This window comes from Pacificimonas pallii (genome assembly GCF_019204005.1).
GTDB lineage: Bacteria > Pseudomonadota > Alphaproteobacteria > Sphingomonadales > Sphingomonadaceae > Pacificimonas > Pacificimonas pallii.
In genome coordinates, this window is the sequence record NZ_JAGSPA010000001.1 from 46,817 (window position 1) to 73,239 (window position 26,423).

The following is a 26,423-nucleotide window of genomic DNA, read 5'->3' on the forward strand; positions in this document are numbered from 1 at the left end:
TCTCCTCAATTGATTGCTTCGGTGGGTTCCAGCAGCGCCTCGAACTCAAGCTCGCCCCGCAGCATGCCGTCATTCGGCGCGCGCCGCGTGAACCCGCGCAGAAAGCGCAGTGCCACCACACGCGCCAAACCGAGATCGGCGGAAAGTCCAAGCACCGCGCTTTCCGCCGCCGCCATCGCGGCCTTCACCGGCGAAACCGCACTGCCCCGCGCCCACAGCGTCACCGTAAATCTGTGCCGCCGCAGCGCCGCCGCCTTACCGCCCGCCTCCAGGATCAGGTCGGGTCCGATGGAAATATAGGGCGCGGTCTCATTTGCGGTCGGCCCGTCCACGACTGTCCAGTCCGTCAGCGCCGCACTTTCCGACAGTGCCCGCCGCACGGCGACCTGCAACTCATATCCACCGATCATCGCAGCGCCTCCTTTGCCCACGCCGCCAGCCACCGCAGCCGCCCGTCGCGCTGCGCAGCCTCCCGCGATGCCGTCACCCTGACCTCATCATATTCGGCGGCGGCACCAATGCCGCCTTCTCCCAACCGCACGGCGATCCTGCGCGCGATATCGGCTTTGGCCCGTTGCGCCCGGCGCTTTCCGACGTCCAGCAGGGGCGCAAGAACCGGTCCTGCGCCGATCATGACAGCCGCTCCATCAGCAGGTCCTGGCGCTCCATAAGGCGCGGATCCGCTATGACGCTCACCACATCATACGCGGCATCCCGCCAATGCAGTCGGTCCCCGACGTGCACGCCCGCACCGGCGCGCAGGGTGACTTTCCATCTCTCCGCCTGCGCGCGACGTTCGCCCCGAACGCCAATGCGCGGTCGTTCAGGAACGATCGCCGCCCACAGCTCTTCTCCCTCGACAAAAGCGGTCGGTGCGCCCGCCGCGTCCCGGTCACCCGGCAGCAAATGCGTCACCCGCTCCCGCATCGCGCCCGCCAGCTCGTCGCTCATGACAGGCGCATCCGGCGCCACGGACGCCACAGCGCCGCGATGGCCGCGGGCGGGCCCGCATCATCCGCACCGTCGCGATGCGCATAAAGATGCGCGACCAGCCGGATAATCCCCTGCCGCACCGCCTCGGGCAGGTCGTTCCAGTCTGCGGCCAGTCCCGCCTCGATGGTCAGCCGCGCCCTGACGCGCTCCGTATCCGGGGCAACCCGCACCCAGCCATCGCCGCAGAAATCAATCTGCGTTTCAATCTCCTCGACAGGCAGCGGCGTCTCCGTACCCGCGGCGTCAATCGACACACCGGTGACCAGCCGCTTCATCGGCGTCGCCGCAATGCGGTGCCAACAGCCATCGGCGGGCACCTGCTCTGTCCGTTCACTCGCCAGCGCCACCTGCCCGGTAAACTGCTCGCACAGGTTCGTCGCCGTCCGCAGCAGCCCGGCGATCAACGCGTCGTCCGCGATCGTCTCCACGCGCAGATAGGCTTTGACTTCGTTCAGGCTGACAGCCGCCGCCGCATTCCCCGCGCCGCTCATCGCTCTTCAATCCTGATCGTCAGCGTGCGCGTATCCCGCCGCCCATCCGACAGCGTGACGTCGTTCGCCACGCGGTACACATGCCCCTCACAGCCGCCCATAAGGGTCGCTGCCGTGCGCTGCGGTCCCGTCACGGTCACGCCCACGACCAGTCCGTCCGGCTCCTCCGGCTCGATACGCCACGCACTCGCGGTGACCGTTTCTCCGTCCAGATATCCCGCGCTCCAGTCGACCGCATAGTCGATCTCCGACGCCGGACTTTTCAGGTAAAAGCCCATAAACTCGCTCCCGATTTTCGAAAAATTCAGCTGCCGAAAATTCGCAATGTCCGGCGGTCCCGCTCAGGCCGCAGCACACGGCCCGTCCGGCTTCGCGGCAGGCCCGTTCCCCGTGCCGCCACGCGCGCGCCGCGTGTCGCGATGCTCATGCGCAAAGAGGCTGGCGCGATCGCCGCGACCGGCACGGCCGCTTCCGACACACCGACATATTCAGGTTCGGCCGCGAACCCGGCATCATCGACCAGCGCGGCATTGGGATCGGGCGCCCCCGCCATATAGCGCACGCTGCGGACGCCCGCTCCTGCCGCCGCATGCGTCAGCCTTACCGTATCGCCGTCCGTCACCGTGACGTCACTGATCGCCAGTACTGACGCAAAACCGTCCACGGAAACGCCAAAGCCCGTGGCCCCGCCAGCAGGCGACAGCGCCGAGCCAGCGGCATGTGCAAAGGTCACATCCGTCTGCGTTGTGCTGATTCTCGATGTCGCGGCGATTTCAGGTCCCGCATCGACAACCCCCGCGCCGCCCAGAATATTTGCCACCGCCAGACCCGCGCGCGTCCCCATGACTGCGTAGCCAGGCCCATCCAGATGCAGCCCGTCGATCATGTTCGCGGTCAGGTCCGGGCTGTGTGCCGTCACGAAATTCTGCGGATCGTCGGCGATGAATTCATATTGCGCCTGCCGCACCGCGCGCAGCCCGCTTTTGTCCTTGCCCGCGTTTGACGGGTACAGCACCGGTACCGCGATCAGCCTCACGTCCGCACGACCCAGATCGCGCCGCAGGTTCCGCCCCAGATTGGCCAGCGCAGTCCGGTACGCAGGCCCGCCCAGCTCGTCGTCCGCTTCGCCCTGGTTCCACAGCACGCCGATGATCCCGGCATTGCCGCCGAAGACACGCAGCTGGTTGTAATTCGGCGCGGGATCAGCCGGATCATCGCCATTCCAAGCGGAGATCGCGGTTCCCGCCACGGCTCTTGGCATCAGGGTCAGCGGCATGCCCGTCGCTTTCGTGAAGGCGTTCACGAACGCAATCGCGCCGTTCCCCACCACCGGATCCGCGGCGGATGCACTGCCATTCTGCTTCAGCCCGCCCAGCACCGTCAGGGCGGGCGGATCGCCATAGGTTCCTGTCCAGCGCTGCATGTTCGACTGACCGGCCAGCGCCAGAACAGGCCCCACCCCAAAGCCGCCCGTTGTCCCTGTGACGCTGATATCGTTCGAAAAGCGCACTTCCGCCCGGTATGTCCCGGCAATTGCCCGCCCGCCGCCTTCGGGCACATTGGACACATTCGCGCTGAACGTGCCCCCTGTCGGCGCGGCTACTAGTACCTGCCAGTCATGTCCGGCAAGCGCCGCGCCGCCGGGCCCGCCATTGCCATCGTCATCGTCGACCAGCCTGTATTCGATCGCCGGCGGATTGCCGACATAGCTGCCTGCCAGGGCAACCGTCCCCCGCCGCGTGACAGGGTCGGAGCGCACGATGGTGCCGGTTGCCGTCTCATTCGCCACATTGATCTGGTCGGCGGGCGGCGCGGCCGCCACTGGAAACGCGGTCATAGCCATCGCGGCTCGTGCGACACGGATTGGCGACCAGCCCTGCTGCGCGTCACCGCCTGCACCGACATCCGCGGCACCGACACGGTAATCCATGGTATAGACCCGGTCCGCCGCCAGAACCTGCTGACCGTCCATCGGCTGCGGGTCTTCATCGTCGTCAAACTGGACATAAAAGGACAGCGTCTTGCTGTCTTCGGCCAGCCCGGTCAGCGCTGTGGTCAGTTCCGTGCCGCTATCGCCGGGATTGCTCACCGCCGTCGCAAACGGCACCCCGCCGCCCAGTGCGTCCACATCGACGCCGCCCAGCGTAAGGATCGTAAAGCATGGCCGCGATCCACTCGTATTCCCGCGCAGGATCGACACATCGACCGCGCTGGTGCCCGGCGAAGGCAGATAGAAAATGCCCGCAGTGACCTGCGACGCGCTATCATTCTTGGCGACGCCAGCCACGAAAATCGTACTGCCGTCGACAGTCGCGCCCGTGACGCCGCCGTCCACATTCTTGTAGTGCCCGCCGCAGACGACCAGCACGGCACCCGCAACATCGGCGGGATTATAGCTGGTAACCTCAGCGTTACCGTGGACGACATTATGAATGGTGATCGTCATGCGGCGGCACCGCCCAGCTCAATCTCCCACGCGGCAAAATCCACCTTGCCGCCATTGCTGATCGCCGCCGCCGGACAATCCGCCGCAAATAGCAACCTGCCACTGCCTTCATCCAATAGCGCAACATGGTCGGCCGTCCCGCCCGCCAGTGCGTTCACGTCCGCTTTTGCAGCAATCGTGACACGGCGGCGGCCATCGACGCCTGCGCCGATTCCGAAATCCGCGCCCGAGAGCGCCGCCGCCGCCAGCCGCCCGGCATCCGCCTCGGCATAGTCCGCCGGCATTCCTGACAGCGCGACCAGCGCCGTCGCCTCTGCCAGCTCCGCCAGCGCAGCATCCAGCACGCCGTCATCGATGATGAACGCCATCGCTCACTCTCCTCATGATCCTGAATGGAAAAAGGGGCGCCGGAACCGGCCCTCGCTCCCGGCCCCGGCACCCGCCTCCCTCGCGCCGCTAGGCGGAGAAGCGCAGCAGCTTGATCGCTTCGGAATTCACGACGGCACCGCCTACGCGCTTCGTCGCGTAGAAGTGTACGAACGGCTTGTTCGAATAGGGATCGCGCAGGATCCGCGTCGCGGTCCGCTCGGCAATCACATAGCCCGCCTTGAAATTGCCAAAGGCAATCGACAGCGAACCCGTCGCCAGGTCCGGCATGGCTTCCGCCTCGACCACCGGATAGCCGAGCAGCGTCGCCATTGCGCCGCTCTCCAGGCCCGGACGCCACAGGAAATTCCCGTCGCCATCCTTCAGCTTGCGAACCGACGACAGCGTGGCGGAATTCATCACGAATGCCGCGCCCTGCCGGTGCGCCGCCTTCAGGCTGTGCACCAGATCGATCAGCGCATCACCATCGGCCAGCGCGCCGTTCACGCCCGTATCGATATGCTGCAATGTTCCAAAGGTACGCACCGCATCCGGCAGTGCAGAGGTGGCATAGTCCAGAAAGCCCTTCGGCATGTCCGAACCATCGCCGCTGACAAAGGCCGCGCCCTCGGCAAAGGCGAACTCCCGCCCAATCTCGCTCGCCAGCCAGCTTTCGACATCGAACGCCGCGTCATCCAGCATCGTCTGCGAGGCGGCCGGATTGGCATAAAGCTCGCCCATGGGCGGCGCGATCTCGACGAAATCCGGGCTGTCCGTTTCCGGCCTCAGCGCGTCTTCTGACACCCAGCCCGACTGGAACCCGCCCGTCGCGGCCAGCTTGCGATAATCACCCGAACCCACCGACACGACATTCGCAATGCTGCGAATGGGTGACGCTTCCTTCATGACCGTCTCGATCATGCGGTCCAGTTCCTTTGGCACGGCATAGCCGCCCTCGGGCCCCGTCGTCGTCGACAGCGATTTCAGTTCCGGCGCGCTTTCATGCCCCTTGCGCAGATACGCATCGGCAAAGGCCTTGCGTTCACTGCCGTCCTGTCCCTCGGTCTTCACACCCAGCGCTGGACGCCGTACCGCCATCATTTGCGCCGACAGACCCTTGATCTCGTCCTTCAGCGCGGCAATGTCCGCCTGCACCATTTCGGTGGCATCGGCGGCATCCTCGAACGCCGCTTCGACCTCATCCGCCTTCATTTCATAATCCATCATGCATTCACCCTCTCTTCGTCAAACACTCCGATCACCCTTGCGAGCGGCTGCATGGGGAAAGTCACCAGCGACACTTCCACCAGCTCCACATCCAGCAGTTCGCGTACGCCCCGCACGCGGTCAGGCCGCGCACGCTTCGTCCGATATCCAAAGGAAAGCCCTGTCAGCGCGCCGGCCTTGACCAGCGCTGCCGCCTCGCGTGCCGCTGCACTGCCATCCGCAAATTCGCAGACGACCCGCAGCCCCCGTGCATCCTCCTCGGCCTTCACGACCCGTCCGACAGGCCGGTCGGCACCATGTTGCCACAGCAGCGGCACCGGCAGCTTCAACCCGCCAAACGCTCCCGCACGCACGACGTCACGCCCGCGGTCAGGGACGTCGAACACAGCCGCATATCCGGCCAGACGCACCGCGCCCTCCGCATCAGTCATAAATTTTCCTTTGTCTTGTTCCCCTCCCTTCAAGGGAGGGGCTAGGGGAGGGTCGCGGCGCGTCAGCGCCGCACGCAGCACCGCTGCGTATCCGTCTAACCGGCTAACTCGAAACCAGCCCCCGCAGCCCCAGCGACCAGGCCAGCCCGATCAGCAGCCCCACCGTCACCAGTTTCACGATCCATCCGAGCACGGCCTTCGCCGCAGACCGCTTGGCATCCCGCCACGCCGCCAGCAGCTGACGCAGCTCCTGGACATCACCGCCCGCCCGCAGATCCGAAAGCCCGACCCGTGTCAGCGCCCGCGATGCCCCTGCGTCACTCGCCTCTTCCACCAGAGCGCGCAGCGTCGCGACATCGCAGCCCTTCGCATTCGCCTGTGCAATCAGACCTGCCAGGATCATGTCATTCGTCACGCACCCCTCCTTTCCAGGGAGGGGTTAGGCGGAAGGTTGCGATGCCCTGGGCGAGCCTGCGCGATAACTGTTTTCATCACGCAATCCCCAGCACTCGCTTCTTCTCATCCGCCGTCAGGAAATCCGCCGCCGATACCCGCTTCCACATCTCGGCGCGGTCCGCGCTCAGCGCATGAACCTTGTCCAGATCGACGCGCACCGCCGCATCCGCCCACCAGAATTTCAGCCATTCCGTCAAGGCCTCGCAAATCCGCCCGGCCAGCGGCAGCACCGTCAGTCGCCACAGGGCCCGGTTCGCCTCTGCATAATTTGCATAGGTATTGTCGCCTGGCAGCCCCAGCAGCATCGGCGGCACCCCCAGCGCCAGCGCAATGTCCCGCGCAGCCGCTGCCTGCCCGGCTGCGAAGTCCATATCCGCCGGCGACATCGCCATTGCCTGCCACTTCAATCCGCCTTCCAGCAGCAGCGGACGCCCGGCCCGGCGCGCGCCCGCAAAGCCTTCATCCAGCTCGCCGCGCAGCCGCGAAAGCTGCTCTGCGGACAATTCGTGCCCGCCGTCTTTCGGCTCGAACACCAGCGCTCCCGAAGGCCGCGCCGAGTTTGCCAGCAAGGCCCGGTTCCACCGCGCCGCTTCATTATGCGCGGCAACCGCGCCGCTCGCAGCCTCCAGCGCGCCGAGACCATATAGATCATCGCACGGCGACAATGACCGGAGGTGCAGCACACCCGCCGCATCATCCACCGGCGCCGATAGACGGACTTCACTCGTCCCGGTCTGGTAAAGAAACGCCGCGGGCCACCCCTGTGCATCGGTTTCGATCCGCACCCGCTCTGGCGCCAATGTGTAAAGCTCCGCAGCCTTGCCGGTGCCGCCTTCGGCCGCCTCGACATAGGCATTGCCGTGCAGCACCAGATGCGCGGCCAGCCGTTCCAGAAACGCACTTCCCGACGCGCGCGGATTTGGCGCGCTCAGCAGTGCGGACACGTCGCCATCGCCGCCTTCGATCACCAGCGGCGCGGCGCCCACCGCTTCTGCCACCAGTCGCAAGGCCCGCGCGGCCACGGGATTCTCATGCATCGCTGCCCACACACGTGCTTCATAGGATCGCGGCACATCCGCCCCGCGCCCCCGCACATCCTGCAGGAACGCCAGCGGCACGCGCGCAGGCGCATTCGCCTCGCCCTTGCGGGCCAGCCAGTCAAACATCGCTATCTCCTGTATATCCGCTGCGCTGACACGGCAGCAAAGGTGTCGTGAACCACGCAAAACTGTCGGAATATTTTACAATTTCTGAAACGCGAAAATGCGCAATCCAATATATTCAGCGACTTGCGAAATTGGCATTGTACTTGCTGGGGATCAGCTCGAGTTCGTCATGCGCCGCCGCTCATCCCGGTCGGCAGCATCAGGGGCGTGCATTCTGGGGGGAATGCACGCCCCTTTTACTTTCTAGAGCGCGTGAACTTTCGGCACACCAGACTTGGCGCCCAGCATCAATTCCGTCAGCGCCCAGACAAGCGCGTCCGCCCGGTCGGGCGAACCACCCGGGCCGGCATAATCTCCGCCCATCAAAAGGCCGCACATCTGGTCTTCCAGCTCTGGCATCGCCCCCACATGATGCACCTGTCCAGCCTCATATAGCGCAGCGACCGGCTCGGCGCGGGCGACCTTGCCCCGGCTTGCGCGCACGGGCCGTACCGGCAGATGCGGTGCCACGCCGCGCAGCACCGCCGTTACCATGTCGCCGCCATTGTTCACTTCCGCGATCACCCGGTCGGCGGCCCAGCGCTCCGCCGCCAGCACCACTTGCCGCGCCCAGCCTTCGGGCGACTGGCCGCCAATCGACATATCGGCCAGCACATAGGCACGGTCACGCCCGTCACGCCCGGCGCTTGCCAGTCCGACGACCACAATCCCGCACATTGCCGCTTCCGGCCCCGCACCGCCCGCAGGCGGGTCAACTCCGACAACCACGCGCCGTAGCTCTGCCGACCCTTGACGCACACGCAGCGCCTCCAGCATCGCGCGCGTCCACAGCGCGCCTTCCTGTTCGGACAGCAACTCCCCCTCCAGCTCCTGCCGCCCGCGCTGTGTGCCGCCATAATCCCGCTGCATCGCGGCAATGAAACCATCCGGCAGCGCATGATTCTCAAATGTCGACCCGCGCGTAATGACGACCGCCGGATCCTCCACCAGTGCCGCCAGCAATCGTGACGGTTTCGGCGTCGTCGTCAGCAACAGCCGCGGCTCATCGCCCAGCCGCAGGCCCATGCGCAGATTCGCCAGCGTTTCCTCAGGCTGCGCCCATTTCGCGAATTCGTCGCCCCAGGCAGCATGGTGCTCCGGTCCGCGCAGGCCATCGGGCGCCTCGGCGGTGTAGACCTTTGCCACCGCTCCTGTCTGCGACCATTTCAGCTCTCCGCGAGAGGGATAGAAAGTCGGCCGAAACCGGGGATCGCCCAGCGCCATCAGGCCGGACGCGCCTTCGATCATCACGCTGCGCACGTCCGCCGCCGTCGCGCCGACCAGCGCGATGCGGGCACCAAACACCGTCTCTGCGACATTGCGCACCCATTCGGCACCCGCGCGCGTCTTGCCGAACCCGCGTCCCGCCAGCATCAGCCATATCGTCTTGACCTCATCCGGCCATAGCTGACCGCGCCGCGCCCAGCTGGGCCAGCTCGTCAGCAGATGGTCACGGACCTCCGGGCGCAGCATCCGCACCAATTGCAGCGCCTCGATCACATTCAGCGCCTTCAACCGCGCCATCAGCGCCCGATCTGTCACATCGGTCATTCTTCTCGACCCCACTTTCACACCGCAGGGCCTGCTTCCGCTGGGCCTGTTCACGCTGGATATCCGCCTCGATCAGATACCGTTCCAGCTCGCTATGCGCCTCTGCCTGCCCCGCCCGCAGCGCGACCAGCGCTTCGTAGGAATTGTCCTCCTGCGCGCTTTTTGCGGCACCCGCCCCATCCCCGCCGGGGGGATCGCCAATCACATCCCGCGCCGCCATGTCTTTCAAAAGCTGGATGACCACGCCATCGGGAAACACCCGGTACTCATCCCGCCGCTGACCGCCATGGTGGTAAGGCTTCAGATCACCGACCCTCGCCCGCTCCAGTTGCGCCAGATACGCATCCAGCTCAGCCTCTTCGATCTTCCGCCGCTTCGCCTCGATCCGCTTCCGATGCGCCCGTGCTGCATCCCGACCGGCTCGCGGCATGACATATCCTCCCAAACGAAAACAGGCGCCCCTCACCGGAACGCCCGTTTCGCTTGATCCCCGTGGGGACAAATTCGCACTGTGTCCTCCTTATACAAAACATCGGTTCGCTGGTCAAGACGAAAAGTGCGCTATAGGTTATTTTTATACCAATCAGCAATGTTGTTCTCCAGGAACTCCTGCTAAAGGCGCGCGCATGCTTACGCTTCAGAACATCACGGTCCGCCTGGGCGGCCGCACGATCATTGATCGCGCCTCTGCCGCCATCCCCCCCGGCGGCAAGGTCGGCCTGATTGGCCGCAATGGCGCGGGCAAGTCGACGATCATGAAGGTGATGACGGGCGAGATCGAGCCCGATGACGGCGAATTCGGCATGCCCACCGGCGCCCGCATCGGCTATCTTCAGCAGGAGGCGCCGCACGGCACCGGCACGCCGCTCGAAACCGTCCTCGCCGCCGATACGGAGCGGGCGGAACTTCTGCTCGCCGCCGAAGACGATTCGGACCCTGAAAAGCTTGGCGAGGTCCACGAACGCCTGCTCGCCATCGACGCCTGGACAGCGGAGGCCCGCGCCGCCCGCATTCTCGTCGGCCTCGGCTTTGACGAGGAGATGCAGGGCCGGCCGCTCGACAGTTATTCCGGCGGCTGGAAAATGCGCGTTGCCCTTGCCGGGCTGCTGTTCACCCGCCCCGACCTGCTGCTGCTCGATGAGCCTTCGAACCACCTCGACCTTGAGGCGACGCTGTGGCTGGAGGATTTCCTGCGGGCCTACCCGCACACGGTTGTGGTGATCAGCCATGAACGCGATCTGCTGAACCGCGTCGTCAGCCATATTCTCCATCTGGAGGGCGGCAAGCCGACGCTTTACACCGGCGGCTATGATGCGTTCGAGAAACAGCGCCGCGAACGCCTCGCGCAGCAGGCCGCCACCGCCGTCAAACAGCAGGCACAGCGCGATAAGCTTCAGGCTTTCGTGGACCGCTGGCGCACCAAGGCGCACAGCGCGAAACAGGCGCAGAGCCGCCTGAAGGCCCTTGCGCGCATGAAGCCCGTCGCCGCTGCCATCGAGGATCCGACACTCAGCTTCGATTTTCCATCGCCCGCCGAATTGAAACCGCCGCTGATCACGATGGACGGTGCCGCGACCGGCTATGGCGACAAGATTATTCTCGACGGGCTTGGGCTGCGCATCGATCCCGATGACCGCATCGCGCTTCTCGGTCAGAACGGCAATGGCAAGACGACGCTCGCGCGGCTGCTCGCTTCGCAGCTGCCCGCGATGAAGGGCGAGATCAGCGCCTCATCGAAGCTCAACGTCGGTTATTTCACGCAGTATCAGGTCGAGGAGCTTGAGGTGGATGCCACCCCGCTCGAGCACATGACCCGGCAGATGGAGGGTGCAAAGCCCGGCGCCGTCCGCGCGCAGCTTGGCCGCTTCGGTTTTTCCGGCGACCGTGCCTTGCAGAAGGTGGAGACGCTGTCGGGCGGTGAACGCGCCCGCCTCGCCCTCGCCCTCATCACCCGCGACGCACCCCACATGCTCATCCTCGATGAGCCGACGAACCATCTTGACGTCGACACGCGCGAAGCGCTCGTCCAGGCCTTGGGCCAATATGATGGCGCGGTCATCATCGTCAGCCATGACCGTCATATGGTTGAGGCCGCCGCCGACCGCCTGATCCTCGTCAATAATGGCACCGCGCAGCCTTATGATGGCAGCCTCGATGACTATACCGACTTCGTCCTGGGCCGGAATCAGCCGAGGGGAGAGGACGCGAAACAGGCCACCGCCACGCCGTCCGCCCGCAAGCAGGACCGCAAGGCCGCCGCCCGGCAGCGCAATCTGGAAAAAGCCATCCGCCTCGAAATCCGCGAAGCGGAAAAAGACGTTGAGCGCCTGACCAGGAAGCGCAAGGCGATCGACACCGCCCTCCTCGATCCCGCCATAACGGTAGATGGCACCGCGACCGCCGACCTGATGAAGCAGCGCGGCCAGATCGAAACGGCACTGGAGGCCGCCGAAGCCGTCTGGATGCAAAAGGCAGACGAGCTGGACGCGGTCAGCGCCTGACCTGGGTGACGTCCGGGCTTCAGGCGCTCCCACCCGCCCGAATATATAAATCCCATCGCAAAATATCACGCCGGTTCCCGCGCTCATTTCCGCGGCGCGCGGTTCCACTTCCCGCTAAAGCCGGTAGAATGCCGCCGCCCGGTCCAGCGCCAGGCACAGCACGACCTTCCCCGATCGCGCCGGCCAGCCCATGGACCGCTCCGCCGTCTCCAGCCCCTCGCCCATACAAACGATCCGCGTGAGAACATCCGACAGTCCGGCACCCGCCGCGGCCAGTGCGCCTTCCAGCCTCTCTTTCGCCGCCACCTGCCGCTCACCGGGTGACAGGGCCGCTTCCTGCCAGCCGCCTGCGCCGCGCTTTCCGCGCGCGACCGGCGCGGGGTCCCAGGCCATCGTGACCCGCGGCGACTGCCCGGCGGCCATGAAATCCCCGCGCAGCCGTTCTCCGGCCTCGAACTGACGATCACTGATCTTGCCGCGCGCATGCAGCCATGCCAGCGGTTCCTCGGCCCGGTTGACCTGCCGCGCCCCTGCCCGCGCGGCATCCCTGGTCCGCGCATGATCCGCCGCATCCTCCAGCATGCGGTTTGGCGCATCGGGAGTTGCCCGCCGCCGCAAATGCGCCATGCCCGGCCCGCTGATCCGGAACCCTTCGCCTGCGCTTTCCACCAGGTCATGTCGTCTGAGCCGGTCCAGCAGGTCGACCTGGCACGCCCGTGTGCCCACCCGCCAGCCGCTCCGCGCGTCCCGCACAAGCGCCCGCCCCCGCGCCATTTCCGCCAGCACCTTGCGCTCACCGCCCGTCAGTCGCACCGCTTCTGTCATCAATATCGCTCCGATTCCGTCATGTGGAAAACAGAACTTGCCATGAGCGCGTGGGTGTAGGAAAGAACCAAATAGGCGATGGAGAGATAATAATGATAACCCGTATACGCGAAATCCGAAAAGGGAAAGAGATGACGCTGGCCGATGTGGCCGCCGCATGTGCGCCCCCGACGACGCCGCAAACGATTGGCCGCCTGGAAACCGGCACGCGCACGGTCAGCATCGACTGGCTGAACCGTATCGCCGCGGCGCTTGGCGTGCTGCCAGCGGATCTCGTGAAGCTCGACGACCGCCCCGATATCCCCATCGCCGCCCGTCTGACGGGCGACGGCGCGGAACCATTGCAGGCAAGAAAGAACTTCGCCCCGCCGCAGCCCAATACCGACCTCGTTGGGATGGAAATCGAATATCCGTACGGGGATTATCGCCCTCGCGACCAGCTCTGGCTGGAAAAGCTCGCCCCGGACCGCTTCAACGAGGCCGCCAATCGCGACATTCTCGCCCCGCGCAGTGCGGGCCGTTATGCATTCGGGCGTCTTGTCGACATGTTTGGTGCCCGACTCAGCCTGCTGCCGCCGCAGCACGGGGCGCGCCAGATCATTTTGCAGGACGTGCCCTGGATCGCTGTGGTCCGCACCCTTATCCGCGCGCTTTAGATGCTGCCGCCGGAACCCGGCGCCGCGCTCAATGTCTCAAAGCGCGCGATTTACCACGCGGTCCGCAACATATTCGGCGATTCTGCCGCGCCGGTGATCACCCGCCCCGGCGTTTCGCGCCCTAGATCGTCCGTTCGTAAATCCGGTATATTTTCGATACGGGGCTTTCCAGTGCCTCTGCGATGGCCGTCATACCCTGATTATCGTCCAGCACCCAGCCAAACTCACCTACTCTGGTGTCATATTTCGCCACCGCGTCACGGCGGATCAGTTCAATCATCAGAAACGCCATGAACGTTGCCATCCGCCCCGACTGATGCGATTTTCTCACGCCCATCAGGGGAACGCGCATGCGCGATACTTTCGGGTTCCTCAGGCGCCACAAAAGCTTGGCCCAGCCAAACGGAAATAGCGACCCGTTCAGATCGGCCGTCAACTCGTTAATATCGGGCAAGGTCATCATGAACGCGACCGGCTGACCGTCCACTTCGCAGATGCGGATCAGGTCCTCGTAAACGATAGGCTTCAGTTTTTTCCCGACATGCGCCACTTCCTCGTCGGTCAGCGGGACGAACCCCCAATTCGCCGACCAGGCGTCGTTCAGAATGTCGAGGATCAGCGCGGCCTCCTGATCGAAGCATGACTTATCGACCCTGCGCACGGACAGGCGTTTGTTTTTTTCCGCCATTGCCACCATGCGATTGGCCGTTTCAGAGAAGCCGTCCGCGATGGGCAGTTCATAGGTCATCAGGTCTTTGATCTGCCGGTGACCGGCATTGACCAGCAACGCTTCATAATAGGGCAGATGATGCCCCATCATGACGGTCGGCGGAATCTCGTGCCCCTTCACCAGCAGGCCGGGTTCGTCCCAGATGGACAGGCTGAACGGGCCCAGCATGCGCGTCATACCTGCCGCCCGCAGCCATTCCGTCGCCGTTGCCAGGAGGGCGTCGGCGACCCGCTGATCATCAATACATTCGAACATACCCCATTGTCCGGTCCCCGCACCCATATACTGCAGCACCAGATCATCGACCTGCGCGGAGATCCGCCCCACCACCTCCTGACCGCGCATCGCGATCCAGAACGCGGCGCGCGCGTGCAGGAACCAGGGGTTTGTCTTCGGCCCATTGATCAGGGCGTGGACCTCTGACTTCAGCGGCGGCCGCCAGGCCGGATCGTTCCGATACAGCCGAAAAGGTAGATCCACGAAAGTCTTCCGATCCGCGCGGCTTTCGGCCCGGCGGATGACGATAGGCTGTGACTTCGGGGCGGCGATTTCAGAAGTGATGGCGGGCTCCAGCCAGAAAAAGGGTTCCGGACGGTCATTTTCAATAAGGAACGACCGTCCGGAACCCCGATTGCCGTCCAGCGGCTTTGCGTGTCAACTTGTGACTGCTCAGGCGGCCTCGACCTGCTCGATCCGCTGCTTCGTCTTGGCGCGGCGCTCGGGCTTCTCGACCGTACCGCCCGACTGATCGGCGACCCATGGATAGCGCTTCGCCTCGTCTTCGTCATAGCCGAGGTTGAACACCGTCGGGCTCTTCTCCGGGCGGTCGGCGCGCTCGTAAAACGTCCCGAACAACCTGTCCCAGCTAAAGTCTGTAATGCCGAAATTGCCGGTCTCGTCGTGAAAATGATGCGCCATGTGCCGCGCTTTCATCTTTTTGAGAAACTCATATTTCGGTTTATAGGCAAGATGCTGAATGCAATGCACAAACTCGTAAAAACAGGTCATCAGAAGACCCGACGCCATCGCCACCGCAATCCCGCCGGCGCCGCCGATCAGATAACCGATCGGGATCATCGTCGCCGCGATCGCCGGCAGCGTGGTGTAGAGCGCGCCGAACAGCACCTCCAGATGATTGGGGTCCTGATGATGGTCGAAATGAATACGCTTCCACGTGCGCGCCGTCAGCGGGGATTTGTACATCCACTTTCCGTGCAGCACGAACCGATGCAGCAGATACCAGACCAGCGGATAGGCGACGACACCAATGCCAGCCGCCGCAAAGCCTTGAAACAGGGTGGGGGGATATATGAAGGCCGCACCAATCGAGACTGCGGCCAGCAGCAAATAGCCCTGTATCGCATAATATTGGAAATAGGCTTTTACCAAACCGCGAAAATCCATCTTGTCGAGATGGTGCGATTTGTCCCACATGCCAAGGCGTAAGCCGCTGAGTATGTTAGAAATTGTAGCCACGAATATAGACCTTCATTACGCGATTCATTGTCCCTCAAACGCAATATCGTGCTGCAATGCGGCAAAGATGGGGCGAGGAGACGTTACTGTGGTGGCAATGCCCGTCTCATGGCTCGGGCGCATTGCCGCGCGGACGTGTCGGCTTCGCCGCGATTATTCCTCGGTTCGGAAAAGCAGGGCCTCGCCCACCAGAAAAAACAGCACAAAAGGGCCCCACGCCGCAAGAAGCGGCGGCGCGGCTCCGAATTCACCCATGGCAAGCATGGCGTTATCCGCAACGAAATAGGCGAATCCCAGCACCATTCCCACCACCGCGCGCAGGAAAAGCCGCCCGGACCTTGCCAGACCAAAACCCGCGACTGCGCCCAGCAGCGGCATCAGGATCGCCGATAGCGGCGCGCAGTATTTCTGGAACAGTGCCGTTTCCAGGCCGTCGGTCGCCTTTCCGCTCGCCTTCATCCTCTCGATGGCGGCCGCGAGCTGGCGGCTGTTCACTTCATCGGGATCAGGCACCTCGATGGAAAAATGCGTCGGTGCGATCCCCTTGCCGACGCGCACGCTGCCGACTTCCCGCATCGTTCCCCGCGCCACGTCGAAACGCCGCGCATCCGACAGCACCCAGCCATCGCCGTCGGGAACGGCTCTGGCGCCTTCGAAAATTTCCTTGAGCGCCTTGTCTTCCCGGCGGAAAACCTCGACGTCGGACAGGATCATGTCCGCACCTTCGCCCTCGACGCGCCCCGCAAGCAGCATGTCACCGCCTGCCGTTTGCCATTTGCCGAACTGCGCCTTTACCGGGTCGTCCGGCATGCGCGCATAGTCCGCCTTCTGCCACGCATCCAGCTCGGCATTTGTGCGCGGCAATACCGTCTCGGCAAAGACGAAATGTCCGATCGCGACGATCAGCGCCGTCCCCATCATCGGCCACAATATCTGGTGCGGTGACATGCCCGCCCCCTTCATGATGACAATCTCGCTGGAACTCGACAGGCTCGACCAGGTCACGATGGCCCCAAGCAGGACAGAGAAGGGCAGAAATGTGTCCGCAAGCTGCGGCACGCGCAGCTTCACATATGTCCACAAATCGGCATTGCCATTTGTGGGAATGGCCAGGATTTTTTCCGATTCCGACAGCAGGTCCAGCATCTGCAGCATGCCAATCAGCACGAAGGCGAAGGCAATGATACGCAGCCCCAGCATCTTCGCCTGATATAGCGCAAGCGTGTTTGACGGCCAGAGCGCGCGCATCAGACCGCCGCCTTTCGCGCGCGCCGCATCCGCATTCTCATCCAGCGCGCCAGTTTCTTCACCGGCTTGGCAAATTGTGCGAATGCCGTTTCCAGCATGCCAATCGGCTGTCCGGCGGGCTTGAACGCAAGCACGTAGAAGAACCACAGGCACATGATCGTAAAAACGGCGAAACTGCCCCATTGGCTCCACGCGATGGGCACGTCTCCTGACGCGCCCGCGCGCTCTGCGGTTTCCGATATTTCATTGTAAACGACCAGGATAATCAGGCCTGCAAACACACCCAGGGCGCTTGATGACCGCTTCGCCGGCACCGCCAGTGAAATCGCCAGCAGCGGGATCACGAACACGACGATGACCTGGACCAGTCGGCGGTGCAGATTCGCCTCGATCGCCCGCTGGTTCGCGGCTGCCAGTTCCGGTGCGGGCGCCCCCGACGCCTGCCAAAGTTCGGGCAGCGTGAATTCCTGATCGTCCTCGCCGTCGCCCCGCGACCGGAAGACATCGATTTTCGGCAACGGCACCGCCAGATCGTAATTCTCGAACGACAATACCCGCGGTTCGCGGAATTCAGGCCCGTCATGCACCAGCACGCCCTCGGCAAGGCGCAGCAGGATGATGTCGGGGTCATCCGTCGACATGAACTGGCCGGCCGCGGCCGTGGCCGTCGCGGTGCGCCCGTCCTCTCGGTCCGTATGCAGGAAAATCCCGCGCAGGTCGCGGCCACTGTCATGGCTCTCCTCCACGCGCAGCGTCGTATCCTCGGCCACCTTGACGAACTCGCCAACGTCCACCGTGGCGCCCAGCGCGCCTGACCTCAGCTCGAACTCAAGCGCTTCATATGTGTAGCGTGACATCGGCTGGACGAAGCCGACGATCACGAACGTCAGCGCGGCAAGGGCGGCGGCGTAAAGATAGGGCACGCGGAGCAGCCGGACATAGGAAATCCCCACCGCGCGCATCGCGTCCAGCTCGCTCGACATCGCAAGGCTCCGAAATGCGAGCAAAACCCCCAGCAGCAGCCCCACGGGAATGCCAAGGCCCAGATATTGCGGAAAGCTGTTGCCCAGCATGCGCCATACAACGCTGATCGGCCCGCCTTCGTTGACTACAAAGTCAAACAGTCGCAACATCTTATCAAGAAGCAGCAGCATCGCAGCGATCAAAAGTGTGCCGATCAGCGGCAGCGCGATCTTGCGCGCAATATATCTATCGAAGCGGGCGGCAAGCATCGCGTTTCCTCTAAGATGCCCAATCCTGCCAAGTTTTGCCCGCCGCCTGCCCAACTTTGGCCGCAAGCAAAGCAAATATACAAATCAACGCTGGTCAGACGCCTCATCGCCTGTGCCAGCTCGCATCCCTTGTCCTAGCGGCGTGCAGGATGTCTCGTAAAGGTCATAAGAGGTGTGAACAGGGTTATGGTACGCAGTAGGGTTTCATTCGCAGTGGGGACTGCAATCGCGGTGATGGCGACACTCGCCGCATCGCAAGGGGCGACGGCGGCATCCGCGCGCACGCTTCTCGGACCGGACCCCAGTGCGTGCGTGGCCAATGTCACGAAGCCTGCGGCGCTTGTACGTATCACGGGTCTGAAGGATCGTGCGGGACAGGTCCGGGTCCAGCTTTATCCAAATGATCCCGATAAATTTCTGGAAAGCGGCGAGTGGATCCAGCGTGTCGATGTGCCTGTCACGGCATCCGGCGACATGGATATCTGCGTGAAGCTGCCTTATGTCGGCGAAATGGCCATGGTCGTGATGCACGATCGCGAAAAGAACGGCAAACTCGACCCTTTTGAGGATGGCGCGGGCCTGCCCGGCAATCCGAAGATGAAGCTCGCAAAACCGAAATATAAGGTCGCGGCCTTCAATGCGAAGGCCGGCGTCACGCCGATGACGATAGTCATGAACTACCACCGCGGCCTGTTCGGCTTCGGCCCGGTAAAGGATAAATAGAGACCGCAATGGGGACTGTCGCACTTCTGTCCAACCCCTGCTCGACGGGAAACCGCGCGCATCTGCCGCGCGTGCGCGATTTCACCGCGCGGTCGCCCGATATCTTTCATTATGAGGTGAACGACGTCAGTGAAATTCGTGTCGCGCTGAAAACCATCGCACGCACCCGGCCGCGTATTCTGGTTATCAATGGCGGCGATGGCACCGTGCAGGCCACCCTTACGGAAATGCATCATGGCAAGCCGTTCGGCGACACGCCGCCGCCTGTCGCGGTGCTTCCGAATGGGAAGACAAATCTGATCGCGGCGGACCTGGGCAGTGGCACCGACCCGCTAAAGGCGCTTCAGCGTATTCTCGAAATCGCCGAAACGGGCCTTGAAGATTATGTTACGCCGCGCAAGCTGATCTCGCTTAGCGACGGCACCATGAACCGCCCTGTCATGGGCATGTTCCTGGGCGGTGCGGGTCTTGCCTCGTCGATCCTGTTCTGCCGGCATAAGCTTTATCCGCTTGGCCTGCCAAACTGGGTGGCACATGTACTGACGTCGATCATGGCGTTCGGCGCGATTTTTCTTGGTCTGCCGGACCGCTTCGGCCCCGGCAGCGGCGAGCGGCTGAGCGTCTCGGTCCGGCGCGCTGGTAAGCTTGAGGGGAAGTTCTGCCTGTTGATGGTGACCACATTGGAAAAAGTGCTGCTGAACATTCCAGGCGGCGCCGCGAATGACAGCCGCCTTGGCCTAATGCTGATTGAGCGGTCGCGCGGCGCAATCCTGAAGGCGGCGTTCATGGCGCTGTTCCAGCGTTTCGATCGCGCAAAGTTCAACGGGCTGCATCTCGACCGCGGCGACGAAATCCGTATCTCCGGATCGAGTTCGGACGTGATTCTGGACGGCGAGCATTTCCGCGCGGCAAAGGGGGGAGCCATCGTATTGACGCCCACGAAGCCGGTAAATTTTCTGAAACTCGCGGCCTAATCTCCGCGCATCGCACCGGATGTGCGATAGGATTGTCGTGCCGCTAACCGATATCTACCGCCAGGAACTCGCACGGCCCGTCGATCCGCGCATAACGGCCTTCGCTGCCGACATCGCGGCGCATTATGACGGCGCGCTTGGCGTGCTGTTTTATGGCTCCTGCCTGCGGGAATCCCGGCTCGACGGGCTCATGCTTGATTTCTACCTGATCGTGGAAAGCTATGACCGCGCCTATGACAAGGCGTGGCTGGCCCGGGCCAACCGTCTGATCCCGCCCAATGTGTTCCACGCACAGCATGACCGCCTTGCGGCGAAATACGCCGTGCTCAGCCTTGATGATTTCCGCCGCCAATGCGCGGGAAAAAGCCGCAGTGTTTCCGTCTGGGCCCGCTTTGCGCAGCCGTCGCGCCTGGTATGGCAGTGCGGCGATGCGGCGGCGGAAACGATCGCGGCGGCAGCCGCGGCGGCGCCCGCGGCCTTGATCGGCGCGGCGCGGCCGCTCCTCCCGGACCTGCTTCAGGTGAACGATCTCTGGTCCGGCGCCTTCGCGCTCACCTATGCCGCGGAACTGCGCGCCGAGCGCAGGACCCGCTCCAATATCATCTTCGACGCCGCGCCGGGATGGTACGAAGCGCTCACGATCCCGGCGCTGGCGGCCGCGGACATTCCCGCCAGGATTGACGGCAAATCCATCCATCTCACCGCCCCCGCCGACCGCAAGGCTGGCGAACGCCGCTGGTCGCGCTACCGCCGCGACGGCAAATTCATTTCCCTTGCCCGCCTGGCCAAGGCGACCGCCACGTTCGACGGCGGCATCGACTATCTCGCGTGGAAGATAAACCGCCATGCCGAAACCGACATAAAGATCACCGATTGGCAGCGGCGCCACCCCATACTCGCTGGCATCGGCCTGCTGCCCAGGCTGCTCGCCAGTGGTGCAATCAAATAGGCACATCCCGGCAAAGGCGACGACCTTGCGGAGACACCCCCCTGCTCGCTAAAGCCAGCCCTATGAACATCCTCCTGATCGGCGGCGGCGGGCGTGAACATGCGCTCGCGTGGAAGCTCGCCCAGTCGCCCTTGCTGACGACACTTTATGCCGCGCCCGGCAATCCCGGCATGGCGGATGACGGCGCGACATGCGTATCGCTGGACGTCACCGACCATCAGGCGGTGGTCGACTTCATCCATCAGAACAATGTCGAACTGACTGTAATCGGCCCCGAACAGCCTCTGGTCGACGGCCTTGCCGATACACTCTCAAAGCACGGCAAGAAGGTCTTCGGACCTTCCGCGCGCGCCGCCCGTCTGGAGGGGTCGAAGGGTTTCACGAAGGATCTGTGCGCGAAATACGGCATCCCGACAGCCGCCTATGGGCGGTTCCGGCAGGCTGCCGACGCGAAGGCGTTTCTCGGCGGCCGGGAACCGCCCTTCGTGGTCAAGGCGGACGGGCTGGCGGCAGGCAAGGGTGTCGTTATCGCCGCCAGCCGGGAAGAGGCGCATGCCGCCATTGACGATATGCTCGGCGGCAGCTTTGGCGAGGCGGGCGCGGAGCTCGTCATCGAGGAGTTTCTGGAGGGCGAGGAAGCCAGCTTCTTCGCGCTCTGCGACGGCGAGACGGTCCTCCCGCTCATCGGCGCGCAGGATCACAAGCGTGCCCATGATGGCGACAAGGGTCCGAACACCGGCGGCATGGGGGCCTATTCGCCCGCGCCCATTCTGGACGATGCGATGCAGGCGCGCGTCATGACAGAGATTGTCGAGCCGACGGCGCGCGCAATGGCGGCGGAGGGGTCTCCCTTCACTGGCGTGCTTTACGCAGGGCTGATGATCGGACCCAGGGGCCCGCAGCTTATCGAGTATAATGCGCGCTTCGGCGATCCGGAATGTCAGGTGCTGATGATGCGCATGAAATCCGATCTCCTGCCCGCGCTTTTGGCGGCAGTTGATGGCGAACTCGCGCATTTTGCGGTGCAGTGGCACGACGATGCCGCGATGACGGTCGTGATGGCGGCGGAGGGTTATCCGTCAACGCCCAGAAAGGGCGGCACCATAACGGGCATTTCCGATGCCGAGGCGACAGGCGCGAAGGTTTTCCATGCAGGCACGAAGCGGGATGGTGCAACGCTGGTTGCCAATGGCGGCCGCGTCCTGAATATAACGGCGATGGCCCCGTCGCTGCGGGATGCCGCGGACACGGCCTATGCGGCCATCGAACGGATCAACTGGCCGGATGCGTTCTGGCGCAGGGATATTGGTGCCCGAGCGCTGAACCGCTAGGTTTCATCCAGGACGCGAGCACCATTTCCGACCGGGAGACTCCAATGCGCATCTTTCTTCTCGCCCTATCTGCCATCACGTTTTCGGCCGCGACAGCCGCGGCGAAACATCACGGAGAGAACCAGCACATGGCAACCAGCGACCTTCCCTCGCCCCCCGTGGCCGAGGTCCGGCCATCCAGTTTTACCCGGCACGGCATTACGGTGCAGGACCCCTATGCATGGCTGCGTGACCGCAAATATCCCGAGGTCGATGATGCGGGCGTATTGGCCTATCTAAACGCCGAAAACGCCTATTTCGAAGCCGCGATGGCCCCTCATGACGCGCTGGTCGAGACGCTGTTCGAGGAGCTGAAAGGGCGCGTCAAAAAAGATGACGCGTCCGTCCCGCAAAAGGACGGCGACTATGAATATTGGTGGGCGTTTCAGGAGGGTGCGCAGTACCGCACATGGTACCGCCGTCCCGTGGGTACCGAACAAAGCGACGTCCTCCTCGACGAACCCGCTTTGGCCGCCGGGAAGGATTATTTCCGTATCGGCATGTTCTCGGTCAGCCCGGATGGAAAGCTGCTCGCCTATGCCAGCGATGATAATGGTTCGGAACGCTACACGCTGCATATCAAGAATCTGGAAACCGGGGAACTTCTGCCGGACCGCATCGAGAATGTCTTCAACATCGTCTGGGCGGCGGATTCGGCCGGTTTCATCTACACGATCGCTGATGAGAACTGGCGGTCCAAGGTCGTGCTGCACCATGAATTGGGCGGCGGCGACCCTCGCGAAATCTACCGCGAATCGGACCCCGAATTCAGCGTTGGCATCGGGTTGTCGCAATCGAGAAGCTGGGCCATCCTGAGTACCGGCACCAATACGACCAGCGAAGTGCGGTTGCTGCCCGCAGCCGACTTCACCGCCGCGCCCATGCTGGTTTCCGCCCGCGACGAGGGCCGTGAATATGACCTCGACGAGCGCGACGGTACCCTCTTTATTCGCGTCAACGACACACATCCCAATTTCCGGCTCGTGACGGCTCCCGCCGCCACCCCCGGCGAATGGTCGGAGCTCATTGCCGGGTCCGACGACCATTACCTGCGCAGCGTGACCAGCTTTCGCGACATATTGGTCATCGAGGAGCGTATCGGCGGTCTCAGTCATATTCGCCTGCGTGACTATGATGGCGGCGGCGAAACCCGCGTGCGGTTTCCAGAGGCCAGCTATGATGCGAGCCTCGGCAACAATCCCGAATATGCGCAGACCAAATTGCGCATCGACTATGAATCGATGGTCACGCCAGACACCGTCTATGATTACGATCTTGCTTCGGGCGCGCTCGAAGTGCTGAAAGTACAGGAAATTCCATCGGGATATGACGCCGACAATTACGTCACCGAGCGTCTTACCGCCACGGCCCGCGACGGCACGAAGGTGCCGCTGTCGATCGTTTACCGAAAGGATTTTCCAAAGGACGGCAGCCGCCCCGTTCACCTTTATGCCTATGGCGCCTATGGCTATGCGGTCCCGCCGGGCTTCTCTTCGGCACGGCTGTCGCTCCTTGATCGCGGCTACGGCTTTGCGATCGCGCATGTGCGCGGCGGAGACGATCTTGGTTATGAATGGTATCTGGACGGCAAGCTGAAAAAGCGGACGAATACGTTCAATGATTTCATCGACGTAGCCCGGCATCTTGTCAAGGAAGGCTATACTTCGGAAGGCCGGATCGCCGCGTCCGGCGGGTCTGCTGGCGGGGAATTGATGGGCGCGGTCATCAATCAGGCACCCGAACTGTTCGGCGCGGTCGCGGCGCATGTTCCCTTCGTGGATGTGCTCAACACCATGCTCGACGACACATTGCCGCTGACCCCGGGCGAGTGGCAGGAATGGGGCAATCCGATCGAGGATGCAGAGGCGTTTAAATTGCTGCTGTCCTATTCCCCCTACGATCAGGTCAGCGCGCAGGATTATCCGCCGCTCCTCATCACCGCCGGTCTTAACGACCCGCGCGTCACTTATTGGGAACCCGCCAAATGGGCCGCCCGCCTGCGCGCGACAAAGACGGACGACAATATCCTGCTTTTGAAAACCAATATGGGCGCAGGCCATGGCGGCAAATCGGGTCGCTTCGATTCACTACGCGAAAAAGCGGAGGAGCAGGCGTTCTTCCTGACGCAGATCAAAACGGGGGAGTAGCCGAGAGGCTTTCCCTCCGTTCCCGTTACGCACGCCGCTGACGCCGCCTCACCCCACCTCGGCCCGCAGCTCCGCGATCAGTTCGGGCACGCGCGTCAAACGGCCTTCCTCCGCATTCAGGATCGCCCGGAAGGCATTTCGCTTCATGACATATATTTCATCGTCATAGAGCTGATGCTCGGTTGGCAATGTCGACAGCACGATGTCGACCAGGCGCTCCGCCCCATGCAGGCGGCCCCATAGATAATCGTTTTCGCGGTACGCCCTGCTGAAGAAGGCGCCGAAACTGTTGAACCGAATGCCCTTCAGCGTTGTTTCCGCCCCTCCGGCGCGCAGGCTCGTCGCATCGTCGGGGGAAATCCTGTCGACCTTGATCTCGTCATATTCATCCAGGCCCTCGCCCTGCAGCAACGGAAATGTTGCGATATCATAGAAGGAAAAACCCAGCCACGCCCGCGATATGACCCGCCGCACGGCGGGCGGCAGGTCCGCCTGCCGCAGCATTTTCGAAAACCGCTCGTCCGCGCGCTGGTCGCAATCGACAAGCGCAAGCGCATTCCCATATGCCCTTACCGCTGCGCCGGTATCCTTAAGGATATCAGTCGCCGCCGACCGCACATTGTCACCAAAAAAACTGCGATTGCGCCGGTCGAGAAACGGCGCGAGCATCTCGTACAGGACGGCCTTGGCGCCTTCCGCCACGTCCCGGTCCTCACCCGTCAGCGTATCAATAAGCGTACCGAGCTGACGCATCGCATAGCGCACGCGGCGTGTCCGGTAACCCAGGTCGTAACTTCTCAGAAACCCGACATATTTATCGGCGGCCGCCAGTTTCGGTTTCACCGTTCGCGTGATCTCGTCAATATTATTGTGGTGCACCCACGCCCATAGCGCGCGGCGCACATCCTCGCCCGGTCCCGGATCGCCATGGCCGCCCAGGTCGACCATCGTCACCGCCATCGTTTCGACGATCTGCGACAGCTTCAGATGTGCGTAGCCGGGATAGGCATAGCCTGCCCGCGCGACGGCGGCGGCATTGGCCTTGTCCCGCAGCGCCGACAATCTGGCCACGCTCGGCTTCAGTGTGAATGTACGCAGGCCCAAGGCTTCATTGATCTCCGCATCCGTCGAACGCGCGATCCCCGCCAGCACATGCTGCATGCGCCGTACCCGCCTGCTCATCCCCTGCAGCGCATCCAGATCGTCGCGGATTGGCTGTTCGCGCGGAATATCGCTCAGGGATTTCAGGATCGTCGTGAAGAACCCCGGTGGCTCTTCACTGACGGCATCGTCATTGCCGCTCCTGCCCCCGATCGAACGAATTCCGGGTTTCGGGTCGATATAGACAAATCGCCGGTCGACTTCCCGCGTCGCCGGGCGGTTCTTGAGCGCGGCAATGGCCGGACGAAAGGGGGCGTTGTTCAGAATGGAACCGTCCAGCAGCGATGCGGTTTCCCGCACCCGCTTTTCGGCCCGGTGCGGAAAGACCTTGCGCAGAAACGCGTCGCGATCACCCCAGCTGCCGCCGCGGGCACTGACGACCTCATCCATCTCCAGCGTCCGGAATGGCGGGAAGGCACCTGGAAAACTCGCCGTCGCGCGCGCTGCAAAGGCAAGACTGGGCAGCGCGGCAAGGTGTCGGTTGGCGCCATTATGGCCGCTGTCGCGAAACGCGATGATCTTGCGATGTTCCGTCTCGACGATCCGCTTCGGGCTGTGCAGTCTTAACTTTTCCGGATGTCCGGCAAAGTCCGTCACCGTCACGAACAGATCAAGCGGCTGGCCGTTCGGCAGCAGCGGCGGCCCGTCAGGACTGTTATGGATCGCCTCAAGCGCATCAAGCAGGAAGCCCGAAAAGGTGCTGCCTGAAAAGGGCGGGCTGAACCAGCGCGACCGGATGAAGCGGGCAAGCTTTTCCTCGACTTCCCTGCGGGTGTCCGGTTCCTCGATCTCGCCTATGAAATCCGCGCTCCGGCGGCGGCGCAGATACATCATCAGCGGCCCGGACATCAATTTGGTCAGCTTCGATCCCAACCGCGCTTCTTCGTCCAGCAGTTCGTCGATATCGGCCTTTTCCAGCCACAGGTCGACCAGCGGGTCGAGCGAACGGCCTGACGAAATCGCCTCTGCCAGAAAGATGCCGTTGATCCCGCCCGCCGACGCCCCCGCGATAATGTCGGCCATCACGCGCAAACGGATATGTTTGCCCACGCGCGCGAGGAGGTCGTAATAGACCGCCTCGGTATCGTCTGCGGGCCGGGGCTCGCCCGCCGTCAGTGCCCGCGATGCGCGCAGCAGCTTCCAGGCTTCACGGGTGATGCCATGCATGTAGACGGCCAGACTGATTCCGCCATAGCAGACCAGCGCGAGGCGAAGTTCTTTCTCCTGCATGGCGCAGAAGTTAGTCGGACGATCCGGGCAGCGCA

At 63.4% G+C, this 26,423-nt stretch carries 26 protein-coding genes; 7 read left to right on the top strand and 19 right to left on the bottom strand.

Features of this window, described 5'->3' with window-relative positions; all coding sequences use genetic code 11:
* Positions 1-5 precede the first annotated feature (5 nt).
* The 13 genes from KCG44_RS00255 to KCG44_RS00315 all read right to left on the bottom strand — a co-directional run bounded on the left by KCG44_RS00255 (position 6) and on the right by KCG44_RS00315 (position 9,596).
* Positions 6-410: a DUF3168 domain-containing protein gene (locus tag KCG44_RS00255; protein ID WP_218443476.1), complete on the bottom strand. Its 405-nt coding sequence runs from the start codon at positions 408-410 to the stop codon at positions 6-8.
* A complete protein-coding gene (locus tag KCG44_RS00260) occupies positions 407-634 on the bottom strand; it encodes a hypothetical protein (protein WP_218443477.1) in 228 nt (75 codons plus the stop codon). The genes KCG44_RS00255 and KCG44_RS00260 overlap by 4 nt, the downstream gene beginning before the upstream one ends.
* Positions 631-951, bottom strand: coding sequence for a phage head completion protein (locus tag KCG44_RS00265; protein WP_218443478.1), 321 nt, complete (start codon positions 949-951; stop codon positions 631-633). The genes KCG44_RS00260 and KCG44_RS00265 overlap by 4 nt, the downstream gene beginning before the upstream one ends.
* Positions 948-1,484, bottom strand: coding sequence for a head-tail connector protein (locus KCG44_RS00270; RefSeq protein ID WP_218443479.1), 537 nt, complete (start codon positions 1,482-1,484; stop codon positions 948-950). The genes KCG44_RS00265 and KCG44_RS00270 overlap by 4 nt, the downstream gene beginning before the upstream one ends.
* On the bottom strand, positions 1,481-1,762 hold the full coding sequence (locus KCG44_RS00275) for a phage fiber-tail adaptor protein (RefSeq protein ID WP_218443481.1): 282 nt from the start codon (positions 1,760-1,762) through the stop codon (positions 1,481-1,483). Before KCG44_RS00275 ends, KCG44_RS00270 begins: the two co-directional genes overlap by 4 nt.
* A 26-nt stretch (positions 1,763-1,788) precedes the next feature.
* Positions 1,789-3,930, bottom strand: a complete 2,142-nt coding sequence (locus KCG44_RS00280) for a sialate O-acetylesterase (protein ID WP_218443482.1) — start codon at positions 3,928-3,930, stop codon at positions 1,789-1,791.
* Positions 3,927-4,298: a hypothetical protein gene (locus KCG44_RS00285; RefSeq protein WP_218443483.1), complete on the bottom strand. Its 372-nt coding sequence runs from the start codon at positions 4,296-4,298 to the stop codon at positions 3,927-3,929. Before KCG44_RS00285 ends, KCG44_RS00280 begins: the two co-directional genes overlap by 4 nt.
* Before the next feature lie 88 nt (positions 4,299-4,386).
* Positions 4,387-5,523: a phage major capsid protein gene (locus KCG44_RS00290; RefSeq protein WP_218443484.1), complete on the bottom strand. Its 1,137-nt coding sequence runs from the start codon at positions 5,521-5,523 to the stop codon at positions 4,387-4,389.
* Positions 5,520-5,954: an HK97 family phage prohead protease gene (locus KCG44_RS00295; RefSeq protein WP_218443485.1), complete on the bottom strand. Its 435-nt coding sequence runs from the start codon at positions 5,952-5,954 to the stop codon at positions 5,520-5,522. Before KCG44_RS00295 ends, KCG44_RS00290 begins: the two co-directional genes overlap by 4 nt.
* Positions 5,955-6,057: 103 nt before the next feature.
* Positions 6,058-6,369, bottom strand: coding sequence for a DUF6127 family protein (locus KCG44_RS00300; RefSeq protein WP_218443487.1), 312 nt, complete (start codon positions 6,367-6,369; stop codon positions 6,058-6,060).
* A gap of 76 nt (positions 6,370-6,445) precedes the next feature.
* Positions 6,446-7,576 (bottom strand): phage portal protein, encoded by a 1,131-nt coding sequence (locus KCG44_RS00305; RefSeq protein WP_218443488.1) that lies wholly within the window; start codon positions 7,574-7,576, stop codon positions 6,446-6,448.
* 243 nt (positions 7,577-7,819) lie between these two features.
* Complete coding sequence (locus KCG44_RS00310) at positions 7,820-9,166, bottom strand: DNA-packaging protein (protein ID WP_255536232.1); 1,347 nt, start codon at positions 9,164-9,166, stop codon at positions 7,820-7,822.
* The gene (locus tag KCG44_RS00315; RefSeq protein ID WP_218443489.1) at positions 9,066-9,596 is read right to left on the bottom strand and encodes a hypothetical protein; all 531 of its coding nucleotides are present in this window, start codon (positions 9,594-9,596) and stop codon (positions 9,066-9,068) included. Before KCG44_RS00315 ends, KCG44_RS00310 begins: the two co-directional genes overlap by 101 nt.
* Before the next feature lie 196 nt (positions 9,597-9,792).
* Between KCG44_RS00315 and KCG44_RS00320 the strand changes: the two genes are divergently transcribed.
* Positions 9,793-11,667, top strand: a complete 1,875-nt coding sequence (locus tag KCG44_RS00320; RefSeq protein ID WP_218443490.1) for an ABC-F family ATP-binding cassette domain-containing protein — start codon at positions 9,793-9,795, stop codon at positions 11,665-11,667.
* Between the two features lie 114 nt (positions 11,668-11,781).
* Here KCG44_RS00320 and KCG44_RS00325 read toward each other — a convergent pair whose 3' ends face one another.
* Positions 11,782-12,492 (bottom strand): DUF6456 domain-containing protein, encoded by a 711-nt coding sequence (locus KCG44_RS00325; RefSeq protein WP_369411904.1) that lies wholly within the window; start codon positions 12,490-12,492, stop codon positions 11,782-11,784.
* 92 nt (positions 12,493-12,584) lie between these two features.
* On the opposite strand from KCG44_RS00325, the gene KCG44_RS00330 reads away from it, so the two are divergent.
* Complete coding sequence (locus KCG44_RS00330; RefSeq protein WP_218443492.1) at positions 12,585-13,148, top strand: helix-turn-helix domain-containing protein; 564 nt, start codon at positions 12,585-12,587, stop codon at positions 13,146-13,148.
* 121 nt (positions 13,149-13,269) lie between these two features.
* Here KCG44_RS00330 and KCG44_RS00335 read toward each other — a convergent pair whose 3' ends face one another.
* From KCG44_RS00335 to lptF, 4 genes are all read right to left on the bottom strand, one after another.
* A complete protein-coding gene (locus KCG44_RS00335; protein WP_369411905.1) occupies positions 13,270-14,358 on the bottom strand; it encodes an N-acetyltransferase in 1,089 nt (362 codons plus the stop codon).
* Positions 14,359-14,547: 189 nt separating this feature from the next.
* Complete coding sequence (locus KCG44_RS00340; RefSeq protein ID WP_218444601.1) at positions 14,548-15,312, bottom strand: sterol desaturase family protein; 765 nt, start codon at positions 15,310-15,312, stop codon at positions 14,548-14,550.
* A gap of 195 nt (positions 15,313-15,507) precedes the next feature.
* A complete protein-coding gene (gene lptG / locus KCG44_RS00345) occupies positions 15,508-16,602 on the bottom strand; it encodes an LPS export ABC transporter permease LptG (protein WP_255536234.1) in 1,095 nt (364 codons plus the stop codon).
* On the bottom strand, positions 16,602-17,834 hold the full coding sequence (gene lptF / locus KCG44_RS00350) for an LPS export ABC transporter permease LptF (protein WP_218443493.1): 1,233 nt from the start codon (positions 17,832-17,834) through the stop codon (positions 16,602-16,604). Before lptF ends, lptG begins: the two co-directional genes overlap by 1 nt.
* A gap of 213 nt (positions 17,835-18,047) precedes the next feature.
* Between lptF and KCG44_RS00355 the strand changes: the two genes are divergently transcribed.
* From KCG44_RS00355 to KCG44_RS00375, 5 genes are all read left to right on the top strand, one after another.
* On the top strand, positions 18,048-18,557 hold the full coding sequence (locus KCG44_RS00355) for a DUF2141 domain-containing protein (protein WP_218443494.1): 510 nt from the start codon (positions 18,048-18,050) through the stop codon (positions 18,555-18,557).
* A gap of 8 nt (positions 18,558-18,565) precedes the next feature.
* A complete protein-coding gene (locus KCG44_RS00360) occupies positions 18,566-19,531 on the top strand; it encodes a diacylglycerol/lipid kinase family protein (protein ID WP_218443496.1) in 966 nt (321 codons plus the stop codon).
* Positions 19,532-19,562: 31 nt separating this feature from the next.
* A complete protein-coding gene (locus KCG44_RS00365; protein ID WP_439651411.1) occupies positions 19,563-20,480 on the top strand; it encodes a hypothetical protein in 918 nt (305 codons plus the stop codon).
* Positions 20,481-20,542: 62 nt separating this feature from the next.
* The gene (purD, locus tag KCG44_RS00370) at positions 20,543-21,811 is read left to right on the top strand and encodes a phosphoribosylamine--glycine ligase (RefSeq protein ID WP_218443499.1); all 1,269 of its coding nucleotides are present in this window, start codon (positions 20,543-20,545) and stop codon (positions 21,809-21,811) included.
* 128 nt (positions 21,812-21,939) lie between these two features.
* A complete protein-coding gene (locus tag KCG44_RS00375; RefSeq protein WP_218443500.1) occupies positions 21,940-23,997 on the top strand; it encodes a S9 family peptidase in 2,058 nt (685 codons plus the stop codon).
* Between the two features lie 48 nt (positions 23,998-24,045).
* Here KCG44_RS00375 and KCG44_RS00380 read toward each other — a convergent pair whose 3' ends face one another.
* Positions 24,046-26,388 carry a patatin-like protein gene (locus tag KCG44_RS00380; protein ID WP_218443501.1) on the bottom strand — a complete coding sequence of 781 codons (2,343 nt, stop codon included), beginning with the start codon at positions 26,386-26,388 and terminating at the stop codon, positions 24,046-24,048.
* Positions 26,389-26,423 lie beyond the last annotated feature (35 nt).